The 23,335-nt window shown below is 75.3% G+C and carries 12 protein-coding genes; 10 read left to right on the plus strand and 2 right to left on the minus strand.

The annotated features are described in order from the left end of the window. Window positions 1-39: 39 nt before the first annotated feature. On the plus strand, window positions 40-1,632 hold the full coding sequence (locus tag Q0840_RS04020) for a S9 family peptidase (RefSeq protein ID WP_298456714.1): 1,593 nt from the start codon (window positions 40-42) through the stop codon (window positions 1,630-1,632). 183 nt (window positions 1,633-1,815) lie between these two features. Here the strand turns inward: Q0840_RS04020 and Q0840_RS04025 are convergent, their stop codons facing one another. Then, window positions 1,816-2,367: a hypothetical protein gene (locus Q0840_RS04025; RefSeq protein ID WP_298456716.1), complete on the minus strand. Its 552-nt coding sequence runs from the start codon at window positions 2,365-2,367 to the stop codon at window positions 1,816-1,818. Window positions 2,368-3,183: 816 nt separating this feature from the next. Here Q0840_RS04025 and Q0840_RS04030 point away from each other — a divergent pair. The 5 genes from Q0840_RS04030 (at window position 3,184) to lepB (ending at window position 14,681) form a co-directional block, all read left to right on the plus strand. Continuing rightward, window positions 3,184-10,275, plus strand: a complete 7,092-nt coding sequence (locus Q0840_RS04030; RefSeq protein ID WP_298456718.1) for an SdrD B-like domain-containing protein — start codon at window positions 3,184-3,186, stop codon at window positions 10,273-10,275. A 158-nt stretch (window positions 10,276-10,433) separates the two neighbouring features. Beyond that, on the plus strand, window positions 10,434-11,222 hold the full coding sequence (locus Q0840_RS04035; RefSeq protein WP_298456720.1) for a hypothetical protein: 789 nt from the start codon (window positions 10,434-10,436) through the stop codon (window positions 11,220-11,222). After that, complete coding sequence (locus Q0840_RS04040) at window positions 11,219-12,379, plus strand: copper resistance D family protein (protein ID WP_298456722.1); 1,161 nt, start codon at window positions 11,219-11,221, stop codon at window positions 12,377-12,379. Before Q0840_RS04035 ends, Q0840_RS04040 begins: the two co-directional genes overlap by 4 nt. 121 nt (window positions 12,380-12,500) lie before the next feature. Beyond that, window positions 12,501-14,195, plus strand: a complete 1,695-nt coding sequence (locus Q0840_RS04045) for a multicopper oxidase family protein (RefSeq protein ID WP_298456724.1) — start codon at window positions 12,501-12,503, stop codon at window positions 14,193-14,195. Between the two features lie 9 nt (window positions 14,196-14,204). Beyond that, window positions 14,205-14,681 (plus strand): signal peptidase I, encoded by a 477-nt coding sequence (gene lepB / locus Q0840_RS04050; protein ID WP_298456726.1) that lies wholly within the window; start codon window positions 14,205-14,207, stop codon window positions 14,679-14,681. A gap of 7 nt (window positions 14,682-14,688) precedes the next feature. On the opposite strand, the gene Q0840_RS04055 is transcribed toward lepB, so the two are convergent. Next, a complete protein-coding gene (locus Q0840_RS04055) occupies window positions 14,689-17,796 on the minus strand; it encodes a BTAD domain-containing putative transcriptional regulator (protein WP_298456728.1) in 3,108 nt (1,035 codons plus the stop codon). A 374-nt stretch (window positions 17,797-18,170) separates the two neighbouring features. On the opposite strand from Q0840_RS04055, the gene leuA reads away from it, so the two are divergent. The 4 genes from leuA to Q0840_RS04075 all read left to right on the plus strand — a co-directional run bounded on the left by leuA (window position 18,171) and on the right by Q0840_RS04075 (window position 23,331). Beyond that, on the plus strand, window positions 18,171-19,928 hold the full coding sequence (gene leuA / locus Q0840_RS04060; RefSeq protein WP_298456730.1) for a 2-isopropylmalate synthase: 1,758 nt from the start codon (window positions 18,171-18,173) through the stop codon (window positions 19,926-19,928). A gap of 102 nt (window positions 19,929-20,030) precedes the next feature. Beyond that, the gene (locus Q0840_RS04065) at window positions 20,031-21,671 is read left to right on the plus strand and encodes a GGDEF domain-containing protein (protein WP_298456732.1); all 1,641 of its coding nucleotides are present in this window, start codon (window positions 20,031-20,033) and stop codon (window positions 21,669-21,671) included. A 50-nt stretch (window positions 21,672-21,721) separates the two neighbouring features. After that, a complete protein-coding gene (recO, locus tag Q0840_RS04070; protein ID WP_298456734.1) occupies window positions 21,722-22,453 on the plus strand; it encodes a DNA repair protein RecO in 732 nt (243 codons plus the stop codon). Then, on the plus strand, window positions 22,450-23,331 hold the full coding sequence (locus Q0840_RS04075; RefSeq protein ID WP_298456735.1) for an isoprenyl transferase: 882 nt from the start codon (window positions 22,450-22,452) through the stop codon (window positions 23,329-23,331). The genes recO and Q0840_RS04075 overlap by 4 nt, the downstream gene beginning before the upstream one ends. Window positions 23,332-23,335 lie beyond the last annotated feature (4 nt).

Consider the following 23,335-nt stretch of genomic DNA (forward strand, 5'->3'; position numbering starts at 1 on the left):
CCGGCCGGGGCCCACCTCGCCGGAGCCTAGGATCTGCGGATGCTGTTCCGGACCACCGCCACCGCCGCCGCGGGCGCCGTCGCGCTGGCGTTCCTGGGGGCGGTCATGGGACCCAGCTGGGACCCGGAGCCCGTCGTCGACGTCCCGGTGGTCGACACGGCCGACACGACGGTCGCGCCGGGCGTGGTCACCGAGCCGGCGCCCGGCGCGGGCACCGACCCGGCCAGCCCCGCCGACCCGGCCAGCCCGGCCGACCCCGGTGTCGACGTGGGACGGCGGCCCAGCGGCGTCGCGCCGGTCGGCACGTACCCGGTGACGCGGACGGTGGTCGACGTCGAGCTGGACGGGGCCGTCGTCCAGGCCCAGATCACCCAGCCGGTCGGGGCGGGTGACGACCTGCCCGGCATGGTGTTCGTGCACGGGGCGGGGACCGGCAGGTTCGCCGACGCGTTCCGCGCGCAGGCCCGCGCGCTGGCGACCGCGGGCATCGTCACGATGGTCCCGGACAAGCGTCTGGACACCTACTCCACCGTCCACCGCGACTACCCGGCCATGGCGCGCGACTACGCCCGGTCCGTCGACGTGCTGCGCCGCCGGCCGGGGGTCGACCCGGCCGCCGTCGGGGTGTACGGGGAGAGCGAGGGGTGCTGGATCGTCCCGGTGATGACTGCCGAGGACCCGCTGCTGGCGTTCGCCGTCCTGGTGTCCGCGCCCGTCGTCCCGCCCCGTCAGCAGGCCGCCTTCGCGGCCGGGGCCTACCTGCGCAACACCGACGTGCCGTCGGGGGTGTTCCGCGCCATCCCGCGCGCCGTGGGGCTGGGCTTCCCCGGGGACGCCTTCGCCTACGCCGACTTCGACGTGTCGCCCTACCAGCGACGGACCACCCAGCCGGTGTTCATGGCGTACGGCACCGGGGACGCCTCCATGCCGCTGGTCCAGGGGGTGCAGCAGCTGCGCGCGGACCTCGCGGCCGGCGGCAACGACGCGCTGACGGTGCGCTACTACGCCGGTGCCGACCACGGCATCCGCCGGGACGGCAGCGTGGTCCCCGCACTCGAGCGTGACATCGCCGCCTGGGTCGGCGGCCTGCCCGCCACCGCGACGGCCGCGCCGTGGATCGCCGGTGCGCAGCCGGTGCAGCTGTTCCGGGCGGACCCGCTGCCGAGCCCGCGGTGGTTCGGCACGGTCGACGCGGTGCTGACCACGGTCGTCACCGCTGCCGTCGCGCTCGTGGTCGGGGCCCTCGCGCTGCTGACCGCACGGGTGCTGCGCCGCCGGGGCCACGGGCTCGCGCCGGGCCTCGCCGAACCGCTCGTCGGGCTGGTGCTCGGGACCGTGCTGACGGTCGGCGCGCTGGTCGGCTACCTGGTGTCGGTCGCGCGGCTCGCGCTGGACTACGAGCGCAACACCTGGGTCGTGCAGGGCGGCTGGATCGGGGTCCGCGTCCTGGGCCTGGTGGCCGTGGTGGCGGGTGCCGTCCTGGTCCAGCGGATCCGCGACGTGCGGGCCGACCCGCAGGTCCGTGTGGCGCGGGGCGCGATCGCGGGGATCGGCCTGTGGTCCTTGGCCGCCGGCGCCGTGATCCTGCTGGTCACCCTCGCGTACTGGGGCGTCTACCAGCTCGGGATCTGAACGGCGCCGTCGTCCTCCGCGGGGCCGGGGCGGGGCGTCGCCGCCGCCCTTCTCCCCGCCCTGCGCCGCCGTCCTGCGCCACCGCCCGACGCCGACGCGACGGCGCCCCGTCCACGCGGGTGGGCGTGGACGGGGCGCCGGGCACCGGTGCGAGGCCGGTACGGCCCGCTCCGTCGGGGGCACCTACTTCTTGGGCACCGCGACCGGTGCGACCGCCTCGGTGCCGTTGCTCACGACGTAGGTCACGTCGTACACGGCGGTCGCGTTGACCCCCTGGTACGGCACGCTGCCGGTGTTGCCGGTGCTCTGGTTCGGGATGTTGGCCGCGAGCCCGACCACGTCGGCGATGGTGACGGTCTTGGTCTCACCCGGCAGCAGCTGCAGCGGCACGATGTTGCCGTTGGTCGGGTTGACGCCGGCCGGAGCGAGCGCCGGCGCCGCGACCAGGTACTGCGTCAGGTTCGGCGTGGTGGTGTCCCAGCGGTCGAAGACCACGTCGGTGACGCGGGTCGGCACCTTGTTCGGGTTGGTGAAGGTGAGCGTCGCGTCCTCGAGGTAGCCCGGGTAGAGCTCGTCGGGCACGGTCACCTTGACCTCCATCACCTTGACGGTGCCGGTCTTCACCGGAGCGTTGAGCTCACCGGACGCCAGGAACGCCGCCGAGGCGACGGTGCCGAACGCCACCAGGCCGACCGACGTACCGACGACCACGCCACGGAACTTGGACTTCTGCATCTCGCTCGCCTCTTTCGTGCGGCCGGGTCTCGCTGCCTGGCCCTCGGACGACCGGGGGCGGTTCCCCCGGTCCAGGTCACCGAGGTGGTCTCCCCGGCGTTGCAGGACGACCCTCACCGGCCGGCGTCAACGACCGATAAACACGCCGGTCGCCGGGCATGGCGAAGCACCGGCGCGCGCGACGCGCGCGCCGGGTGGCGCTCGGTCCGATGCAGGGGTCGGCGCACGTGTCGCCGGTCCCTGCGCGGGGAGCTCGCGCCGGACACCGCTCAGGCCGGGCGGGCGCGGCCACTCGCCGCTCGGGGTCGACGACGTCGCACGGGGCGGCGACGTCCCACGACGGGCCGACGACGCGAGCTCGCACCGTGCCCGGTCGTGGGGACCGGTGCGCGGAGGTGGCCGAGCGGAGGCGCCCGCTGTCGTGGGTCGACCGGGCGCCCGCACGCGGATGAGCGGGTATCAGAGGTGACCGCCCCGGGACGGGGGCGCACGGGGGAGTCGCGGCAGGTGCCGACGGTCTCCCCGGGAGGCGTGGGGACGGGGACGCTGCACGGGTCCTCCTTCGCGGGTGCGTGGATCGTCGACCGTCCCGAACGGCCGTCAAGCCGCCGACAAACGCCGCCCCTGGGTGGTCGGACGCCCGGGTGGTGGGTGGTCGGCCCCCGACCGCCCCGACGGCCGGCCACCGCACGGGAGCGGACCGGTGCGCGGCGTCGCCGCGCGGGTTGACGCGAGGTTCACGGGGTCCCCGCAGGGTCGGGGCCGGGGACGAGCGTGACCGCCGGCACCCCGCCACCGACCACGGAGGAGTCGACGATGCGCAGGCCGCACCGAACGAGCAGCAGCACCGGTCACCCGCGGCGCGACGCCGCACTCGGGGCGCTGGCCCTCGTGGTGACGACGACGGTCCTGCTGGCTGTGCTGGCGCTGCTCGCGCCGGTCGGGGACGTGGCCGGCGTCGTCGCCGACCTGCCGATCGCGCTGGCCGCGGTCGCGGCAGCAGCGGCGGCGGCGCCGCGCGCAGCCGCCCCCGCGGGTGGGGTCGTCGTCGCGCGCGCCGGGCTGGCCGCCGCGGGCGGAGCCGTGGCGGTCGGGGTCGCGTGGGCCGTCGCGACCGCGGCGGACGGCGGCGCGGGCGTCGCCGCCGAGCTCGGGCAGCTGCCCGCTCAGGCCGGCGCCGCGCTGCTGGTCACGGCGGTCGGCACGGCCCTGCAGCGGCGCCCCCGTGGCGGTACCCGTCCGGGGCGGGCCCGGCGTCTCGTCGCCACCGCGCTGACCACCAGCGTGGTCGCCACGCTCCTGGTCGTCCCGGCGCAGACGGCCACGGCCACCTCGGCAGCCGTCCCCGGCAGCCCCACCCCGTGCACCAGCGGCCAGGAGGTGCGGCGCTACGCCGTCGCCGCGGCCACCGTGGACGTCCCGTTCAACCGGTGGGGGGCGACGCTGCGCAGCGCCCGCATCTTCGTCCTCGAGCAGGACCTCGCCGCCACCACGCACTGGTCGCGACCGCTCGCGGCGGACCCCGCGACGGACCCCGCCAACAACCGGCGCCTGCGCCCGCGGCCGCTGGTCCTGCGGGCCAACGAGGGCGAGTGCATCAAGGTCACGCTGACGAACCGGATGTCGGCGGAGGCCGCGCACGGGCTGCCGGCCTCGCCGCGCGTCGGCATCCAGGCGGCCGGGGTCGTGGTGGACGTCCGGGTGGACGGCGGTGTCCGGGCCGGGTTCGACGCCCAGCCGACCGTCGGCATCGGCGAGAGCGTCTCGTACTTCTGGCGGGTCCCGGCCCAGGAGGGGCTGTTCCTGTTCCAGGACATGGCCACACCCGCCGGCGGTGAGCACGACGCCGGCTCCCGCGGCGTCGGCCTCTACGGCGCGCTCGCCGTCGAGCCGGCCGGCTCCACCTGGACCGACCCGCGCAGCGGCAAGCTGCTGTCCGGCACGGTCGGCGCCCCCGCGTCGACCTACGCCGCCGTGCGGACGCAGAGCGGCGACCTGTATGTCGAGGCGGACATCCACCCACCGAACGCGCCGTCGTTCCGCGAGAGCGTCCAGCTCGCCCAGGACGAGATCACCGGCATCGGCATGGGCTTCAACTACGGGTCCGAGCCGATGGCCGACCGGGAGGCGAGCGCCTGCCCCGACTGCCTCGGCGAGGAGACCTGGCTCTCGTCCTGGCCCTACGGCGACCCGGCGCTGGTGAAGCTCGCCAGCGGACCCGGCCCGTGGCTGCCCACCGGCGGGGCGGGGGCGGCCCGGCAGGAGAAGGAGGACTGCGGTCTGCCCGAGTCCTGCTTCGTGTCCAACGTCGTCCACACCTACACCGGCGACCCGACCAAGATCCGGTTCGGCCTGTCGGGGGTCAAGGAGACCCACGTCTTCCACCTGCACGCCCACCAGTGGCTCGCCGACCAGCGCAACACCGCCCTCACCGGGGACGGCCCCGACGCGCAGCCGCAGTCGAGCACGATCGACTCGCAGAGCTTCGGCCCCGGCGAGGCCTACACCGCCGACCTGCTCTACGGGGCCGGCTCGAAGAACGGCACGTTCGGGGACTCGATCTTCCACTGCCACCTGTACCCGCACTTCGCCGAGGGGTTCTGGGCGCTGCTGCGCGTGCACGACGTCCTGCTCGACGGCGGTGACGCGACCCCGGACGGCGTCGCCGTGCGGCCGCTGAAGGTGCTCAAGGTGTCCAACGGGCAATCGCGGCCGCCCGCCCCGTCCGCGGACAACCCCGGCTACCCCGGGATGATCCCCGGGACCTACGGCTGGCGGGCGCCGCAGCCGCCCGGCTCGATCACCGAGGGCGGCGTCCTGGGGACCCCGGAGCGGCCCGCGCCCCGGCTCGTCGCGGGCCGGACCATCCCCGCGGCCAAGCTCGCCGTCGAGCAGGCCGTCAGCCAGCGGCACAACGGCGGCCGCGCCGCGCCGCGGGGTGCGCCGTTCGCCGACCCGTGCCCGACCGGGGCCCGGGTGGTCGAGTACGACGTCACGGTGCTGCAGCGGGACCTGGTCTACAACGAGGCCGGCCACCACGACCCGCAGGCCCGGTTCATGGTGCTCACCAAGGACGTGCCCGACATCCTGGCCGGGACGAAGAAGGCCGAACCGCTGTTCCTGCGCGTCAACGCCGGGGACTGCGTCGACTTCTCGCTGACCAACATGGCCCCGAACTGGACCGGCGGCGACGCCTTCCAGCAGCTGGCCCAGACGAACATGGCCGGCGGGCACGTCCACCTGGTCAAATTCGACGTCACCGCGTCCGACGGCGGCTCGAACGGCTGGAACTACCAGCAGGCCGCCTTCACCCGGGACCAGGCCGAGCTGACCCGCCAGCAGGCGGCCGGCCTGACCACCTGCGCGGCCGGCACGCCGTTCTACGGCGGCCAGAGCACCGGCTGTCGCCTCGCCGACCCGGCCGGCTGGACGCCACCGGTGGACTCCGCGGGCCTGTGGGGCCAGACGATCCACGAGCGCTGGTACGCCGACTACGAGCTGCGCACCGTGTTCACCCACGACCACCATTTCGCCGCGCTGGTGCAGAACCACGGGCAGTTCGGCGCGCTCATCGTCGAGCCGAAGGGCTTCGACGTGCGCGACCCCGCGACCGGCCGGTACCTGCAGCCGGTGAACTCGCCCGCCAACGGCACGGTCTGCGCGACCCGCTGCGTGGGCGACGCGGTCGGCGAGCAGGTGGACGTCGTCGGCCCCGGCGCCAACGACGACTACCGCGAGTACGGGATCGCCATCGCCGACTTCGTCCCCCTGGTCAAGCGCGGCGGCGACCCGCGCAACCCCCACGACGTCGTGTCGCCGCCGGGTGCCCCGGAGCACTACCCCGACGACGACCCCGGGACCTTCGCCATCAACTACCGCAACGCGCCGCTGGTCGAGCGCCGGGTGTTCGGCGGCCAGGCCGTCGACCCCGCGCACCGGTTCAGCTCCTACGTCTTCGGCGACCCCATGACGCCGCTGCTGCGCGGCTACGCACGGGACAACATCAAGCTGCGGGTCATCCAGGGCTCGCAGGAGGAGCAGCACCTGTTCCAGGTGCACGGCCTGCGTTGGCGCGAGGAGCCGGACGACCCGGGCTCGCCCCTGGTCAACGCCCAGACGATCGGCATCTCCGAGGCCTTCAACGCCGAGCTGCCCGGCTTCGACTGCCGGTCCACGGACACCCCGTGCCGCGGCGACCACCTCTACGGCGGCACCAGCATGGACGACCTGTGGAACGGCATGTGGGGGATCATGCGCGTCCACGGCAGCCTGCAGCCGGACCTGCGCGCGCTGCCGGACAACCCCGTGGCGACCAACGCGACCGCCGTGACGCCGAAACCGCGCTCCCGGCTCGCACCGCCGGCCGCGCCCTCGCCCGGCACGGCGTGCCCGACGACGGCCCCGGTGCGGAGCTACGACGTCGTGGCGATCACCCGCGACCTGGTCTACAACGAGCACGGCGACCACGACCCGCAGGGGCTGATGTACGTGCTGGCTCAGGACAAGGACGCCGTCCTGGCCGGCACGAAGGCGCCCGAGCCCCTGGTGATCCGCGCCAACGCGGGCGACTGCGTCCGGGTCGCCCTGACCAACGCGCTGCCCGAGTCGTACGCCGCCGGCACGCCCAACGGCGTCGACGGCGACCCGGCGCTGGTGCTCGAGCCGCGCGGCGGCAGCCGGATGGGCACGCGGGTGTCGATGCACCCGCAGCTGCTGCGGCACGACGTGCGCCTGTCGGACGGCGCCGCGATCGGGTTCAACCCCGACTCGACGGTCGGCATCGGCGGCACGATCCGCTACGAGTGGTACGCCGACACCGAGCTCGGCGCGACCAACCTGCTGGACCACGGCGACGTCCGTGGGCACCGCCAGCACGGGCTCGCGGGCGCGCTCGTCGTCGAGCCGCAGCACGCCACCTACCACGACCCGTTCACCGGCGCGCCGATCAGCAGCGGCGTCACCGCGGACATCCGGGTGCCCGGTCAGGAGGACTTCCGCGAGATGACCCTGGTCTACCAGGACGGGCTCAACCTGCGGGTCGCCGGTACGAACGCCCAGGTCCCGGACAAGAAGCTGGCCGACGTCGGTCCGGACGGGGAGCCGGTCGACGAGGTGGAGCCCGACGGCGGTGACGTGCACGCCGGTGGCCACGAGGACGCGGGGGAGAAGGGCGTGAACTACACCAACGCCCCGCTGCACCGCCGGCTGGGGGCCGCCCCGGGGCAGTTCGCCGCCGCGACCAGCGACGCGTGGGCGGACGTGTTCTCCTCCGTCGTGCACAAGGACCCGCGGACGCCGATCGCGCGGGCCTACGAGGGCGACCAGCTGCGGGTGCGCGTCCTGGGCGGCAACCGGCCGCGGCAGATGGGCTTCGCGCTGGACGGCGCCGCATGGCGCTCGGAGCCGTACGACCCCGGCAGCGACCTGGTCGGCGTGCAGGGGGGCATCGGCACCGGAAAGGCGGTCAACGCCCACGTGCGCCTGCCCAGGTCCGGTGACCACCTGTGGTCGTCCCCGACGACGTTCGGTCTGCCGGACGGCGTGTGGGGCCTCGCGCGGGTCTACCCGCGACCCGACGCGACCGCCGGTTTCAGCCCGGCCGCGCGGCGGGTCTCGGACAACCCCTTCGCGGCCGGCAACGCACCCCTGCAGCCGCTCGAGCGCGCGTCGGCGACGGTCCGGGTCTTCACCGACTCCGACGGCGACGGCACCCGAGACCCGGGGGAGGACCCGACGCCCGGGGTGGAGGTGCGGCTGCTCACCACCGCGGGTGCGCCGGTCCTGACGGCCGCCACCGGGCCCGACGGGACGGTCACGTTCTCCCCGGCCCGGGCGTCCTACGACGTCCAGGTCGTCCCGGCCGGTGGTGGCGTGGTCGTCGGCGCCGCCACCCGGCGCATCGACCTCGGCACCGACGGAGCGCAGGCGGACCTGTCCGTCGCGGTGACGGCGACGAGCGCGGTGACGGCGGCCGTCTTCGAGGACCTCGACGCCGACGGGGTCCGCGACGACGGCGAACCGGGCGTCGCGGGCTGGACGGTCACGCTCACCGGCGGGTCCGCCGTGGCACCCGGCCTGACCGGCGGCGACGGCACGGCCGCCTTCGCCGGCGTCCCCGCGGGCAGCTGGTCGGCCGCGCTCGCGCCGCGCACCGGCTGGCGGGCCACCACCGCGCTCCCGCTCGCGTTCACCGTGGCGTCCGACGGCGCCCGGGTGGCCCTCGGGGTGGCGCGGACGCCCGGCTACCCCGTGCGGGTCGTCGACGACGCGGACGAGGACGGCGTGCTGGACGACGGCGAGCCGCCCGTCGACGGCGTGCTGGTGCGCGCGACGCCCGACGGCGGCAGCCCGGTGACCGTCCGCGCCGGCCCCGACGGCGTCGTCGTCGACCCCGGCGGCCGGCCCGCGCAGGTGGGTGCCCTGCTCCCGGACACCCTGATGGCGTGGGTGTGCTCGACGGCGCTGGTCACCACCCCCACCGGGACGACCCCGGTGCCGTGCTCGCCCGACGGGACCGTCGCGGTCCCGGCGGACGCGACCGACGTCGCCCTGCTGGGTGCCTTCACCGGGGGCGTGGTCACCACCGAGCTGTTCGCGGACGCGGATCGCGACGGTCGGCGCGACGCCGGGGAGGCGGCGCTGGTGGACTGGCCGGTCGAGCTGGTGACGCCCACCGACCACGTCGTGGTCGCGCGGACGACGACGGACGCGGACGGGCTCGCGGGCCTCGTGGCCGCGCCCGGCCGCTACGAGGTCGTGCCGCAGCCGCCGACCGGAGACGTCGCCTGGACGCACACGGCCGGCGAGTACGCCGTCGAGGTGGCGCGCGGTCGGGGCGTGCGCAGCGTGGGCGGCTGGGTCCAGCCGGGCACCGTGTCGGTGAGCGTCTACCACGACCTCGACCGCGACGGCGTCCGGGAGGACGGCGAGGGCCCGCTGGGCGACCGGACCGTCACGCTGCTCGACGCCGCCGGCACCGCCGTGCTCGCCACCGCCTACACCGACGGCTCGGGACGGGCGGCGTTCCCGACCCAGGCCGGGACGTCGTACCGGGTGCGGGTCGACGTGCCGCCCGGCTGGCAGCCCACCGGTCCGCAGCAGGGGACGACCGTCCTGACCACGGTGCCGGTGACGGCGCCCGCCGACGGCGGGCCGGCCGGGGTCGACGTCGGCCACTACAACACCGTGGACCGCATCGCGCCCCTCGCGCCGGTCATCACGCCCGGCGGGCCCACGACGGTCGCCCTGGAGGTGCCCACGCTGATCACGATCACCGGCGAGACGTCGGCGACCGTGCGGTACACGCTCGACGGCACCCTGCCGACGGCGACCCGCGGCATGGTCTACGCCGGGCCCGTGCGGGTCTCCATGGACCGGACGCTGCACGCGGTCGCCGTGGACGGCGCCGGGAACGTCTCGCCCGTCGCCGCGGCGCAGTTCGACCTGCCGTGGGCGGGGACGTCCGCCACCGTCACGCCGTCGTCCTGGTCGGTCACGTCCGGCGGGGCGCCGCGCGGCGGCCCCGCCCAGACGGCCGCCGACGACGGGACGCTGCTCGCGGTGGCGTCGGTGCCCGTGGCGTCCCGCCCGACCGTCGACGTGACCGCCACGGTCCCGGTGCCGGTGGACCTGCGGGCCGCTCGGGCGGTGAGCCTGACCGCGTCCCTGCGCTCCACGGCGCGCTCCACCCGGGTGCGGGTGCAGTACTGGGACGTCACGGCGGGGCTGTGGCGCCAGGCGACGACCACCACCCAGGGTCTGGACGAGGCCCGGGTGGACGTGGACCTGGGGGCGGTCGCCAACCTCGTGGACCGGGCCGGTGCCGTGCGCGTGCGCCTCGTCGCCGACAACGGCAGGCCGTTCGACCTGCAGGTCGACCACCTGGGGCTGTCGCTGGTGAACCGGTAGGCGCGGCACTCCCCGCGAGCGCGCGCGGATGCGGACGCCGCACCCGGCGGCGGTGGGCGGGTGCGGTGACGGGCTGCGGGCACCGGTGTTGACGCTCGGTTGACACCGGTCCCGCAGTCTCGTCCTGGTCGGGACAGGCCCGCGACCGGGAGGCGAACGTGGACCAGCTGGTGATCGAGCGGACCCCACGGGGACGCGTGCGCGGCGGCGGACCGGGCGTCGAGCCGACGCCGGCCACCTCGTCCGTCGCGCCGGGGGCCACCGCGAGAGCGGTGCCTGTCCGGGCGCGCCAGTGGCGCACGGTCGGTGCGGTCTGGGCGGGTGTCGCCCTCGTGCTGCTCGCGGCGGCGTGGTCGGTCCTGCACGGCTGGGGCCGCGGCCCCGTCCCGGGACCCGGCGAGCTGGCGCTGGGCGACGGCCTGGTGCGCGTGGACGCCGTCGTGTCCGCCGCCCGGCCGCAGCACGCCATGCCGGGCATGGGCACCGACGAGGACCCGGTCGCCGCGGGGGACCGCCGGGTGTCCGTCGACGTCACCCTGCTCGCCGGTGCCGGGCCGCTGGAGTACGCGGCGGACAGGTTCGCGCTCGCGGTCGACGGCGCCGCCGCGGATCCGCTGCCCCACCGCGCCGTCCTGCCCGGCGACGTGCTGCCCGCCGGCACGCAGCTGTCCGGGACGCTCGTCTTCGACGTCCCGGTCGACGCCACGTCGGCCACCCTCAGCTACCGGGGAGCCGGGTCGACCGACGTCGCGCTGCCGCCCGAGGCGTCCGGGCCGGCCGGCGCCGACCCGTCATCCGCCGGCGGTCACGACCTGGCCGGCCACGGCCCGGCCCAGGGGGACTCGGCCGGGGATGACGCGGCCGGGGATGACGCGGCCGGCGACGGCCCGGTGCCGGCCGGCGACCTGCCCGCCGAGGTCGCCGCGGACCCGGAGGAGGGGCGATGACCACGGTGACGACCCCGTCGGGCGCGACCGGCCCGGTGACCGTGCGACCCGACCCGCAGCCGGCATCCGAACCCGTCCCGCGCCGGGTCGCAGGTCCGGGTCCCGCGGGCACCACCGCGCTCGCGGTGCTCGTCGTGCTCGGCGTGCTGGTGGGTGCGGCCCAGGTCGGCGGAGCCGCCGACCCGGTGAGCATCGGCGACCCCGGCCCGGTGACGCGCTGGGGGCTGCTGGTCTCGCGCACGGTGTACGACCTGACGGCCATCGGCACGCTCGGCACGCTCGTCGTCGCCGTGCTGCTGCTGCCGCGCGACGGCGACGGCTTCGGGCCCGACGCCGCCCGGCTCGTCCGGGTCACGACGCGGTGGTCGGCTGCGTGGGCGGTCACCGCGGTGACCACGATGCTGCTCACGCTGTCCGACGTCGCCGGTCGGCCCGTGCTGCAGGTGCTCGCCCCGGACGTCCTGCCGCTCGCGCTGGACCTGGACACCACCCGGTCGCTGCTGTCGTCCGCGTGGCTGGCGGCCCTCGTCGCGGTCGGGACCCGGGTCGCGCGGTCGCCGGCCACCGGGCTGCTGGTGCTGCTCGCGGCCGTCGGAGCCGTGGTGCTGCCCCTGCTGACCGGGCACGCCGGGCACGGGGAGCTGCCCGCCCTGACCGCGACCAGCCTCGCCCTGCACGTGGTCGCCGCTGCGGCCTGGGTCGGCGGGCTCGCGGCTCTTGTGCTGCACGTGCGCCGGTCGGGTGCCGCGCTGGCCGTCGCGCTGCCGAGGTTCAGCAGCCTGGCCCTGGTCTGCTTCGGCCTCGTCGGCGTCTCGGGCGCGGTGACCGGGTGGGCCTCGCTGGGCGGGCTGGGTGACCTGTGGGCGTCGTCGTACGGCCGGCTGCTGCTGGCCAAGCTGGCCGTGCTCGTCGGGCTCGGGCTCGCCGGTCACCTCCACCGCAGGCGCACGATCGCCGCAGTCCTGGCGCGACGTCCGCGCGGCTTCGTCCGGCTGGCGGCGGGGGAGCTGGTCCTCATGGGGGCCGCGGCGGCCCTGGCCGTGGCGCTGTCCCACACCCCTCCGCCGGTGCAGCCCGACCACGCGGCGCCGGCCGCCGCCTCGGCGCCTGCTGTCCCGGTCGTCGCTGCCGCGCCCCCGCTCCCGGCCGCCCGCTGACGGCGTCCAGCCGTCAACAACGCCCGGAATGTCCCTTTTGACGCTGCCTTGATGGTCCGCCTCGACGGTGGTCCCGGACGGACGCTCTCGGTCCGAAGGTCGCACAGCAAGGAGATGTGAGATGAACGTCAGTCGTCGCGAGGCACTCGGCCTGGGCGCGCTGGGTGCGCTCGGTGTGGCCGGGCTGACCCTGCCCATGGCGGGTTCCGGGGTCGAGGCGGCCTCGATCAGCAAGCTGGCACCGCGCAACATGCCCAAGCCGTACGGCGTCAAGCTCGTCCGCCCGCCCGTGCTGCCGTTCGCGGACATGGAGGACAAGGACGGCCGCTACCGGCTCTACACCGTGACGGAGCAGGCCGGTCTGGCCAGCATCGTGCCGGGCCTGAAGACGCCGGTGTTCGGCTACAACGCGATCGCGCCCGGCCCGACGATCCGCGTGCCGCAGAACATGCGGGTCAAGCTGCGGGTGCGCAACCAGCTGCCGGCGCTCAACCCGATCAGCGGCGAGACCTTCAACACCTCGACCCACCTGCACGGCTCGGCCTCGCTGCCGCAGTACGACGGGTACGCCGACGACGTCGCGCACAAGGACGACTACAAGGACTACTGGTACCCGAACTGGCAGCCGGCCCGCACGCTCTGGTACCACGACCACAACGTGCACACCACGGCGCAGAACGCCTACTCGGGGCTCGCGGCGCAGTACCACCTGACCGACCGGGCCGAGCGCGAGCTGCTGCCGCAGGGCCACTACGACGTGCCGCTGACCATCACCGACGCGATGTTCGCGGCGAACGGGTCGCTGGCCTACGACGACAACAGCCACTCCGGGCTGTGGGGCGACGTGATCCTGGTCAACGGCCGGCCGTGGCCGGTGCTGCAGGTCAAGCGCAAGATCTACCGGTTCCGCGTGCTGAACGCGTCGATCGCCCGGTCCCTGCGGCTGCGGCTGAGCAACGGCGCCCCGCTGGTCATGGTGGCCACGGACGGCGGCCTGATGCCCAAGGCGCGGCCGGTGGCCGACTACCGGCACGCGGGCGCGGAGCGGTACGAGTGGCTGGTCGACTTCTCCCAGTACCCCGTCGGCACCACCATCGACCTGCAGAACCTCAGCAACAAGAACAACGTCGACTACGACAACACCAACAAGGTGATGCGGTTCGAGGTCGTCGCGGACACCGCCCTGCCACCGGACAGCGCCGCCAGCAAGACGCTCAGCCAGATGCCCGACACGCTGGTGAGCAGCGACGCGATGAGCCTGACCAGCGCCGACTCGACCGGCAGCTTCTACATGCGCCTCGAGCGCGACGACGTGACCAACCAGTTCCAGATCAGCGGCAAGTCCTGGGAGGACGTGCAGGCCAGCGGCCACCAGGCCCTGCTGACCCGGGTCCAGCCCGATCAGGTGCAGATGTGGACGGTGGAGAACCGGACCGGTGGCGGATGGTTCCACCCGCTGCACATCCACCTGGTGGACTTCCAGATCTTCTCGCGCAACGGCCGGGCGCCCTTCGACTACGAGCGGGGCCCCAAGGACGTCGTCTACGTGGGCGAGGACGAGACGGTCAAGCTGCTCATGAAGTTCACCCTGCAGAAGGGCGGCGGCAACACCGTCAACGCCGGCGGACGCTACATGGTCCACTGCCACAACCTGCCGCACGAGGACCACGACATGATGCACCAGTTCGCCGTCGGCGACCCCGCCGTCAACGACCCGATCCTCGCCGCCCCGTGCAAGGAGGACTACGGCGAGTACCCCGACGACGGCTGGCCGTACGGCAGCGGCGACGGCTCCGGCGACACGGCCGACGCCTGACCGGTGGCCATGTCCAGGCGGGTCCTCGTCGCGGCGGCCGGGGTGGCCGGGGCGGTGCTGCTGGTCCGCGGCACCGCCCTGGAGCCCCGGGTGGTGACGTCGCCCAGCATGGAGCCGACGCTGGGCGTCGGGACCGTGGTGCTGGTGGACAAGCTCAGCGTCCGCTGGGACGAGCTCCGCGTGGACGACCTGGTCGTCTTCACCAGCCCGCAGGACGGCGACGACGCGGTCAAGCGCGTCGTCGCCGTCGGCGGGCAGACCGTGGCGCTGCGCGACGCCGTCCTGCACGTCGACGGCGAGCCGGTGGACGAGCCGCAGGTCGACCTCAGCCGGATCGACGGCACGTGGTTCGGGCCGGTGACGGTGCCCCAGGGGTCGGTCTTCGTCCTGGGGGACTCGCGGTCGGGGTCCATCGACTCCCGGGTCTACGGAGCCGTCCCGGTCGACGCCGTCCGGGGGCGCGTCGTGCTGACTCTCCCGTCCTAGCCGGCCGCTACCCGGCGCTCTCCTCCCGGGGGCCGGTCCGCACCATGGCCAGGGTGCGGGGCAGGTCGACGCGGACGTGCTCCGCGCGCTCGCGGCGGGCGCGCGCCGCGAGCACCTGCAACCCGTGCTGGTGCGCCAACGAGCTGGCCTGGGCGCACGCGTCCGCGGCGCCCTCGTGGTCACCGCGGGCGGCCCGGACCGCCGCCCGCGCCATGCGGCGCCAGAACTCCTCCCGAGGCCCGCCCAGCGCGGCACCCACGATGTCGTCGTAGACCTCGAAGGCCGCCCGCGCGGACGCGGGGTTGTTGCTCGCCTCGAGCACGACCAGCCGTGCCGCGGCCTCCGGGACGAGCAGCGTGCAGCCGGCCGCGGGCCCGTCCTCGACCACCGACCGCAGCTGTTCGGTGGCGTGCCGGTGGTCGCCCATCGCGCCGGCCAGCTCCGAGCCGGCGAGGCGTGCCAGCTGGTCGACCAGGACGCTGGCCGGGCCGCCGGCGAACGGCAGGTGCTGGGACATCGCCTGCGCCAGGTCGAGCTCCTCGCGCTCCACGCAGATGCGCAGCCCGAGGGCGGCCAGCTCGGGGATCAGGTCGTCCACGGCGCCCCGGAGCACCCGGTCCCGCAGCACGCGCCACAGCGCGTCGAACCCGGGATCGCCCAGGTCGTGCGCGACGACGGCGCGCATGCCGAGCAGCCGCCAGCCCAGGCGCTCGTCCCCGAGGTCGGCCGCGACCCGACCGGCCGCCTCCAGGGCGCTGTGCGCGGTGCGCGCGCCGCCGAGCAGGACGGACGGGACGTACCGGACCAGGTCCGCGCGCAGCCGGTCCGCCGGCCGCGGGCCCAGTGCCACGGCGGCCTCGAGCGTCTCGTGCACGGCGCGGAACTCGCGCCGGTGCAGGTACACCGAGCCGGCCAGCCGGACCCGGGCGTGGAAGCCGGCGCGCCGGTCGTGCGTCCGGTCGGCCTGCGCGACGGCGTCGAGCAGGGTGTCCTCCAGGCTCCGCTCCGGGCCGGTGGCGGCGGCCGCCGACGCCAGACCGGACAACGCACGCGACCACTCCGGGGTCACCGCGTCGGCGGTCTGCTCGAGCGTGCGAGGGTCGCTCACCCCGGTCAGCTTGCGCCGCAGCCGGGCGGCGTCGGGCACGGCGTCCGCGAGCGCGATGTCGAGCGCGGTCGTGTAGGCCTCCCGCGCCTCGTCGGTCAGCCGGAGCATCGCGCACGCGTCGCCGAGCTGCTCGAACAGCTCGATCCGGTCGGCCGTGGCGGCCTCGCGCAGGTCGCCCAGGGAGCAGACCTGCAGCAGGTGCGTGCGAGCGCCCGCGTGGTTGCCGCGGGCCGACGCCTCCTCGGCGGCCTGCAGGGCGGCGACGCAGGCCAGCTCCCGCTCGCCGGCCTGCAGCCAGTGGCCGATGCGGTGCGCCGTCGGGATCGGTGCCTGCTCGGCGACCCGTCGGTGCAGCCGCCGGCGCACGGACGGTCGCATCCACGCGCGGGCGGCGTCCTGCAGGCGGGGGTGGCGCCACACGGCGCCGGCCGGCGAGGCCTGCAGCACGGACAGGTCCACGAGCTGCTCGAGCGCGGTGGTGGCGCGGACCCGCGGCAGGCCCGGGCCGTCGGGCAGCACCGGCGCGAGCACGGAGGGGGTGAGTGGCTCGTCGATGACCGCGGCGATGTGCAGGGCCTCGAGCGCGTCGCCCTCGAGCCGCGGGAGCGCGCCGGCGAGCACCCGCCGGCCCCAGGGGTCGTCGCCGGCGGCATCGGCCTCGGGGGCCAGCGCGAGGCCGGCGTCGGTGCCGACCAGGCGGCCGGCCCGCGCCCAGGACTGCACGGTCGCCTCGACCTCGCCCGGCAGCGCGTCGGACGCCGCGACGAGGGACTCGACCAGGCCGGCGGTGACCGGGCCGGCCAGCAGGTGCCGGGCGAGCTGCTCGACCTCGTCCACGAGCAGTGGAGGCACGGTCATCGTGCGCACCCCGTGGGCGCTGACCAGCGCGTCCCATGCCGGGTCCTCACCGGGCGCCGGGGTCGCCAGCAGGACGGTGCAGCTGCCCACGACCGCGGCCGGGTCGGCGAGCAGCCGCGACAGCAGCGGCAGCTCCGCGGCGGTGTCCGGTCGCCACAGCAGGACGCGGGCGCCGGACTCCACGGCGACCTGCAGGTCCGCGGCCGTCTCCACGCGGACCGGCCGCAGCCCCGCGTCCTGGCAGGCGACCGTCGCCAGGCGACGTCGGCCGCTGCCGGTGCGCCCGGCCAGGACGGCGATGCGCGGCCCGGTCCCCGCGACGTCCGCGAGCATGCTGGCCAGCCATTCCAGCTCGGCGTGCCGCCCGACGAAGGGGGCGGGGCCGCGGGTCGGCGCGCCGCCACCCGCCTGCAGCACCTGCAGGTGCACCGCGCGCGTCTGCGGGGAGGGGTCGACGCCGAGCTCGTCGGCGAGGACCCGACGGCACCGCTCGTACTCGCGCAGCGCGTGGTGCACCTCGCCCATCCCGGAGTGGCCGAGCATGAGCACGCGGCTGGCCAGCTCGGACACCGGGTCGAGCTGGAGCAGGCGGGCGGCGTAGTCGACGGCGTCGCGCATCCAGCCCAGCTCGAGGGCCAGCTCGGCGGCCTGCCCGAGCAGCCGCCGGTGCGCCGCGGCGAGGTCCTCGGAGTGCTGGCGGATCGCCGCGGGGGAGGCCTCCGTGGTGGGCACGTCGGTGAGGTACAGCGAGTCGGCCTCGCGGGCGGCGGCCAGCACCGCCGCCGGGTCGCCCTCCCGGCGACGGTGGGTCACGTGCTCGGCGATGCCCCGGAACGTGGTGGCGTCCACCCAGGCCGACCGCAGGACGACGTCGGACCCCGACCGCTCGATCACCTCGGCGCCCAGGACCCGGCGCAGGTGCGAGACCGCGGTCCGCAGGCTCGCCCGGGCGCGGCTCTCGTCGACCTCCGGCCACAGGCCCTCGATCAGCGCCTCCACGGCCACCGGGCGGCCGCCCTCGAGCGCGAGCCACCGCAGCAGATCGGCGTTCTTGCCCGTCCGCCAGTCCTTGTCGCGGATCAGGTCCCCGTCGGCCGAGCGGACCCGCAGGGGACCCAGCACCCGGATCTCGATCCAGTCGGTCGTCATGCGCCCGGCGGTGTCGTCCGGCCTCGCGACGAGCGGGTGCTGCGGTGGTAGCTGGTCATCGCCTTCCCCCATACCGAGGCAAATCGGGACGAACCGGTCGTCGTCGACGCTGTGGCGAGCGTACTCCGCACCGTTGCGCCCGGACCGCAGCCCGTCGCAAGTTCACCCCGGCGGGCACGTCGGAGCCGGCCGCGGGCCGCCGGCCGGCCCGCTGCTCGGCCGCTCGCGCGGGTGGGCGGGGACCGGGGGTAAGGTGACCGACGTGCTGTGGCATGGACTCCTCCTTCGTCGCCGCGACGAGGTCTGACCGGCCGGTCCCTCGTCGCGGTGGTCGTCGTGCTCCGGCCCCCACCCCGAGACCTGAGGACCCCACCATGCGACACGACTCCCACATCCGGTCGGCCCAGCGGCCCACCGCCATGCCGGCGCACAAGTACCGACCGTTCGGCGGTCTCGCCGGCTACGACCTGAGCGACCGCACCTGGCCGTCCGCGACGATCACGCAGGCGCCGCGCTGGCTGTCCACCGACCTGCGGGACGGCAACCAGGCGCTCATCGAGCCGATGGACCCCCGGCGCAAGCGCCGCATGTTCGACCTCCTGGTGGCCATGGGCTTCAAGGAGATCGAGGTCGGCTTCCCGGCGGCCAGCCAGACCGACTTCGACTTCGTCCGGTCCATCGTCGACGAGGGCGCGATCCCCGACGACGTGACCATCTCGGTGCTGACCCAGGCCCGGACCGACCTCATCGAGCGCACCCTGTCGGCGCTGGTGGGCACGCCGCGTGCCAGCGTCCACATGTACAACGCCACCGCACCGGTGTTCCGGGACGTCGTGTTCCGCAACGACCGCGACGCGACCCGCGAGCTCGCCGTCGCCGGCACGCGCGACGTGCTGGACTTCGCCGAGAAGCTGCTGGACGCCGACACGGTGTTCGGCTACGAGTACTCCCCGGAGATCTTCACCGACACCGAGCTCGAGTTCGCCCTCGAGGTGTGCGAGGCGGTGATGGACGTCTACCAGCCCGACGTCGACCGCGAGATCGTGCTCAACCTGCCCGCCACCGTGGAGCGGGGGACGCCCAACACCTACGCCGACATGATCGAGTGGATGAGCCGGCACCTGTCCCGCCGCGAGCACGTGGCCGTGTCGGTGCACCCGCACAACGACCGCGGCACGGCGGTGGCCGCCGCCGAGCTGGCCGTGATGGCCGGGGCGGACCGCGTCGAGGGCTGCCTGTTCGGCCAGGGTGAGCGCACCGGCAACGTCGACCTGGTGACCCTGGGCCTGAACCTGTTCAGCCAGGGCATCGACCCGCAGATCGACTTCTCCGACATCGACGAGGTGCGCCGCACGGTCGAGTACTGCACCCAGATGGACGTCCACCCGCGCCACCCCTACGGCGGCGACCTCGTCTACACGTCGTTCTCCGGCTCGCACCAGGACGCCATCAAGAAGGCGTTCGAGGCCCGCGAGGCCGAGGCCAGCAGGGCCGGGGTCAGCACGGAGGACCTGGTGTGGGCGCTGCCGTACCTGCCGATCGACCCCAAGGACGTCGGCCGCAGCTACGAGGCGGTCATCCGGGTCAACTCCCAGTCCGGCAAGGGCGGCATCTCCTACCTCATGAAGCACGAGCGGCACCTGGACCTGCCGCGCCGGCTGCAGATCGAGTTCTCCCGGGTCGTGCAGGTGTTCACCGAGACGCACGGCGGCGAGGTCAGCGGCGAGGACCTGTGGCAGATCTTCAGCGACGAGTACCTGCCGGCGGCTCCGGGTGGTCCGCTCGCGCCGTGGGGCCGGTTCGCGCTGCGCGGCGCCCGCAGCGACAGCGTGGCCGACGGTCCGGACTCGCTCGCCGTCGACCTGACCGACGGCGGCGCCGACGTCACGCTGCAGGGCGCCGGCAACGGCCCCATCGCCGCGTTCGTCGACGCGCTGTCCCAGGTCGGGGTGGACGTCTCCGTCCTGGACTACGCCGAGCACGCGCTCTCCGAGGGCGGGGACGCCAGCGCGGCGGCGTACGTCGAGTGCTCGGTCGGCGACCAGGTGCTGTGGGGCGTCGGCATCGACCCGTCCATCACCACCGCCTCGCTGAAGGCGATCATCTCCGCGGTCAACCGGGCGCACCGCTGACCGACGGACCTGAGAGGTCCACCGCCCGACCTCCTGCCGGTGTGGCATACGTCACACCGGCAGGAGGTGTCGGCGCGACCTCCCGGTGCCGATTCAGGAAGGGTGAGCGACCCGCGAGCACCGCACCGCCCACCCGGGCGCGACCTCGTGCACCTCGGGGAGTTCGGCCCCTACGACCTGCTCACCGACGTCGCCCACGCGCTGTCCCAGGACGGTGACGTCGCGGAGTCGATCGAGCAGTGCCACGCCATCGAGGCGCTGTGCGAGGTGGCCGGCGACCAGCGGACGCTGCGGTTCGCGCTGTACATCCGAGGACGGTCGGCGATCGAGCTGGGCCGATCGACCGAGGCTGCCGAGTGCGCGCACCGGCTGCTCGGGCTCGTCCGCAACGACCTGCGCTCGTACTGGCACGTCAAGGCGCTCGCGCTCGAGGCCAACGCGCGGGCCGCACAGGGCGACAACGCCACGGCCGTGGACCTGCTCGCGCGGGCCACCGTCATGCTCGGGCCGATGACCGGGCAGGACTACCACCAGACCTCGGCGAGCGGGGCCATCGCCATCGCCCTGCGGCGCCTCGAGCTGTTCGAGGCGAGCGACGCCCAGCTGCTGCAGATGGTGCCGCGGCTGACGATGTGGGACGGGATCACCATCGTGTCGGACTCCCTCAACACGGTGGCCGAGTGGGGGCTGGCGCTGCAGGTCGTGGGGGACGACACCGGCGCGTCGGCGAAGTTCGCGCTGTGCGCGTCCCGGGCGGGCTGGGTGCGGACCCTCGTCGCGACGACCGGCCGGGACACCTACGGCGTCTTCGCCCTCACCGGAGAGGTCTTCGCCCGGACGATGCTGGGCGAGACCGACGTCGCGCTGGCCGCCCTGCCGGTGCTGCTGCGCAACCCCGCGCTGACCCGGGCCCGGGTCGAGCGGCTGCTCGCGCTGTACGCGCTGAGCGTCGCCCATGCCCGCGAGGGGCGCTTCGCCCAGGCGCAGGACCACCTCGAGACGCTCCGCGAGCACGCCGTCGACGAGCACCGGGCGGTGTGGTTGGCCATCGCCGACGCCGCGCTCATGCGGCTGTCGGTCCAGCAGTACGGCGACCACCCCGCGGTGGGTCGGGCGTCGGCCCTGTACCAGCGGCTCGCGGTCAGCCTGTGGCACGAGCGCATCGCCCGGTTCGACGTGCTGCGCAGCCGGGTGCGCGTGCACGAGCTGGTCGCCGAGGGGGAGGAGATCGCCGAGCTGACCCGGACCGACGACCTCACCGGCGTGGGCAACCGACGTGCGCTGGAGGTGGCCCTCGACCGGCAGGAGGGCACGGTGGCGTCGGTGTTCGTCGACGTGGACCGGTTCAAGGAGATCAACGACCGCTACTCCCATGTCGTCGGCGACCGCGTCCTGGTGCGGCTCGCGCACATCCTGCGCGAGCAGGTCCGGACCGGGGACACGGTGGTGCGGTTCGGCGGCGACGAGTTCCTCGTCGTGCTCGATCCCCGGGTCGGCCGGGCCGCGGACGGTGCCGGCGTGGCTGAGCGCCTGGCCCGGCGACTGGTCGCGGCCGCCCGGGACGAGGACTGGTCGCGCCTGGCGCCTGGACTGCGCGTGACGGTCTCGGTCGGCGCGGTCGCGCGGGTGTCCCCGGTGGCGATGCTCGCGGCGGTGACCGCCGCGCTGCACGAGGCCAAGACCGGTGGCCGGGACCGGGCCGTCGTGGCCGGCGGGCTGCCGGAGGCGGTCCCGGCGGCCTGACCCGCGCGTCGTCGGGCGACGGTGGCGGTGGCCCGGTGGACAATGGTCCGGTGAGCCTCTACCGCGACGAGGCGATCGTGCTGCGCACCCACAAGCTGGGCGAGGCCGACCGCATCGTGACCCTGCTGACCCGGGGCAACGGCAAGGTCCGTGCGGTCGCCAAGGGCGTCCGGCGCACGTCGTCGCGCTTCGGGTCCCGGCTCGAGCCGTTCATGGTGGTCGACGCCCAGCTTCACCGCGGCCGGTCGCTCGACATCGTGACGCAGGTCGAGACGGTCGGCGCGTACGGGCGGGCGGTCAGCGAGGACTACACCCTCTACACGGCCGGGACGGCGATGCTGGAGACGGCCGAGCGGCTGGTCGAGGCCGAGGGCGAGCCCGCGCTGCCCCAGTACCGGCTGCTGGTCGGCGGGGTGCGGGCGCTGGCGACCCGCGAGCACGCCCCCGGGCTCGTGCTCAGCTCGTACCTGCTGCGGGCGCTGTCCGTCGCCGGGTGGGCCCCGAGCTTCACCGACTGCGCGCGGTGCGGTGCGCCCGGCCCGCACCGCTCGTTCGCCGTCGCCCAGGGTGGTGCGGTGTGCGGCGTGTGCCGTCCACCGGGGGCCACGGCGCCCGCACCGGAGACGTTCGACCTGCTCGCCGCGCTGCTCGCCGGGGAGTGGCCCACGGCCGAGGCGAGCCACGAGCGGCACCGCCGTGAGGCGGACGGCCTGGTCGCGGCGTACCTGCAGTTCCACCTGGAGCGGTCGCTGCGCTCGCTGCCGCACGTGGAGCGGGTGTGAGGCGCCCGGGCGCCGGCGCCCGGGCCGGTGCGGCGGGGGAGCGCCGGGTCGTCGCCCCGCCGCCGCACCCGTCCGGCGCCACCGCGCCGGTCCTGCCCGCCGAGCTCGTGCCGCAGCACGTGGCGATCGTCATGGACGGCAACGGCCGGTGGGCGAACGCGCGCGGACTGCCCCGCACGGCGGGTCACCAGGCCGGGGAGGCGTCCCTGCTGGACGTCGTCGCCGGGGCCATCGAGGTGGGGGTCCGGCACGTGTCGGCCTACGCGTTCTCGACCGAGAACTGGAAGCGGTCGCCGGACGAGGTGCGCTTCCTCATGGGCTTCAACCGCGACGTGCTGCGCCGACGCCGGGACGTGATGAACGACTGGGGGGTGCGGGTGCGCTGGGCGGGCCGCCGACCGCGGCTGTGGCGCTCGGTGATCGCCGAGCTCGAGGAGGCCGAGCGCCTCACCCGCGACAACGACGTGTGCACGCTGACCATGTGCGTCAACTACGGCGGCCGGGCCGAGGTGGCCGACGCCGCCCGGGCGATCGCGCTGGAGGTCGCGGCCGGGCGGCTGGACCCGGCCAAGGTCACCGAGAAGACGGTCGCGCGGTACCTGGACGAGCCCGACCTGCCCGACGTCGACCTGTTCCTGCGCACGTCCGGGGAGCAGCGCACGTCGAACTTCATGATCTGGCAGGCGGCGTACGCCGAGCTGGTCTTCCTCGACGAGCCGTGGCCCGACGTCGACCGGCGGCACCTGTGGCGGGCGGTCGAGACCTACGCCCGCCGCGACCGTCGCTACGGGGCCGCGGTGGACGTCGTCGGCGACGGCGAGGCGGGGTCGGCCCCGGAGGCCGGCGACGCAGGGTCGGACGGCGGCGCGGCCGGCTGACCGG

This window comes from uncultured Cellulomonas sp. (genome assembly GCF_947494015.1).
GTDB lineage: Bacteria > Actinomycetota > Actinomycetes > Actinomycetales > Cellulomonadaceae > Pengzhenrongella.

Excerpts from the sequence above, each read along its gene's own strand:
- Q0840_RS04020 (WP_298456714.1), top strand. The coding sequence starts at position 40 with ATGCTGTTCCGGACCACCGCCACCGCCGCCGCGGGCGCCGTCGCGCTG.
- Q0840_RS04025 (WP_298456716.1), bottom strand. The coding sequence starts at position 2,367 with ATGCAGAAGTCCAAGTTCCGTGGCGTGGTCGTCGGTACGTCGGTCGGC.
- Q0840_RS04030 (WP_298456718.1), top strand. The coding sequence starts at position 3,184 with ATGCGCAGGCCGCACCGAACGAGCAGCAGCACCGGTCACCCGCGGCGC.
- Q0840_RS04040 (WP_298456722.1), top strand. The coding sequence starts at position 11,219 with ATGACCACGGTGACGACCCCGTCGGGCGCGACCGGCCCGGTGACCGTG.
- Q0840_RS04045 (WP_298456724.1), top strand. The coding sequence starts at position 12,501 with ATGAACGTCAGTCGTCGCGAGGCACTCGGCCTGGGCGCGCTGGGTGCG.
- lepB (WP_298456726.1), top strand. The coding sequence starts at position 14,205 with ATGTCCAGGCGGGTCCTCGTCGCGGCGGCCGGGGTGGCCGGGGCGGTG.
- Q0840_RS04055 (WP_298456728.1), bottom strand. The coding sequence starts at position 17,796 with ATGACGACCGACTGGATCGAGATCCGGGTGCTGGGTCCCCTGCGGGTC.
- leuA (WP_298456730.1), top strand. The coding sequence starts at position 18,171 with ATGCGACACGACTCCCACATCCGGTCGGCCCAGCGGCCCACCGCCATG.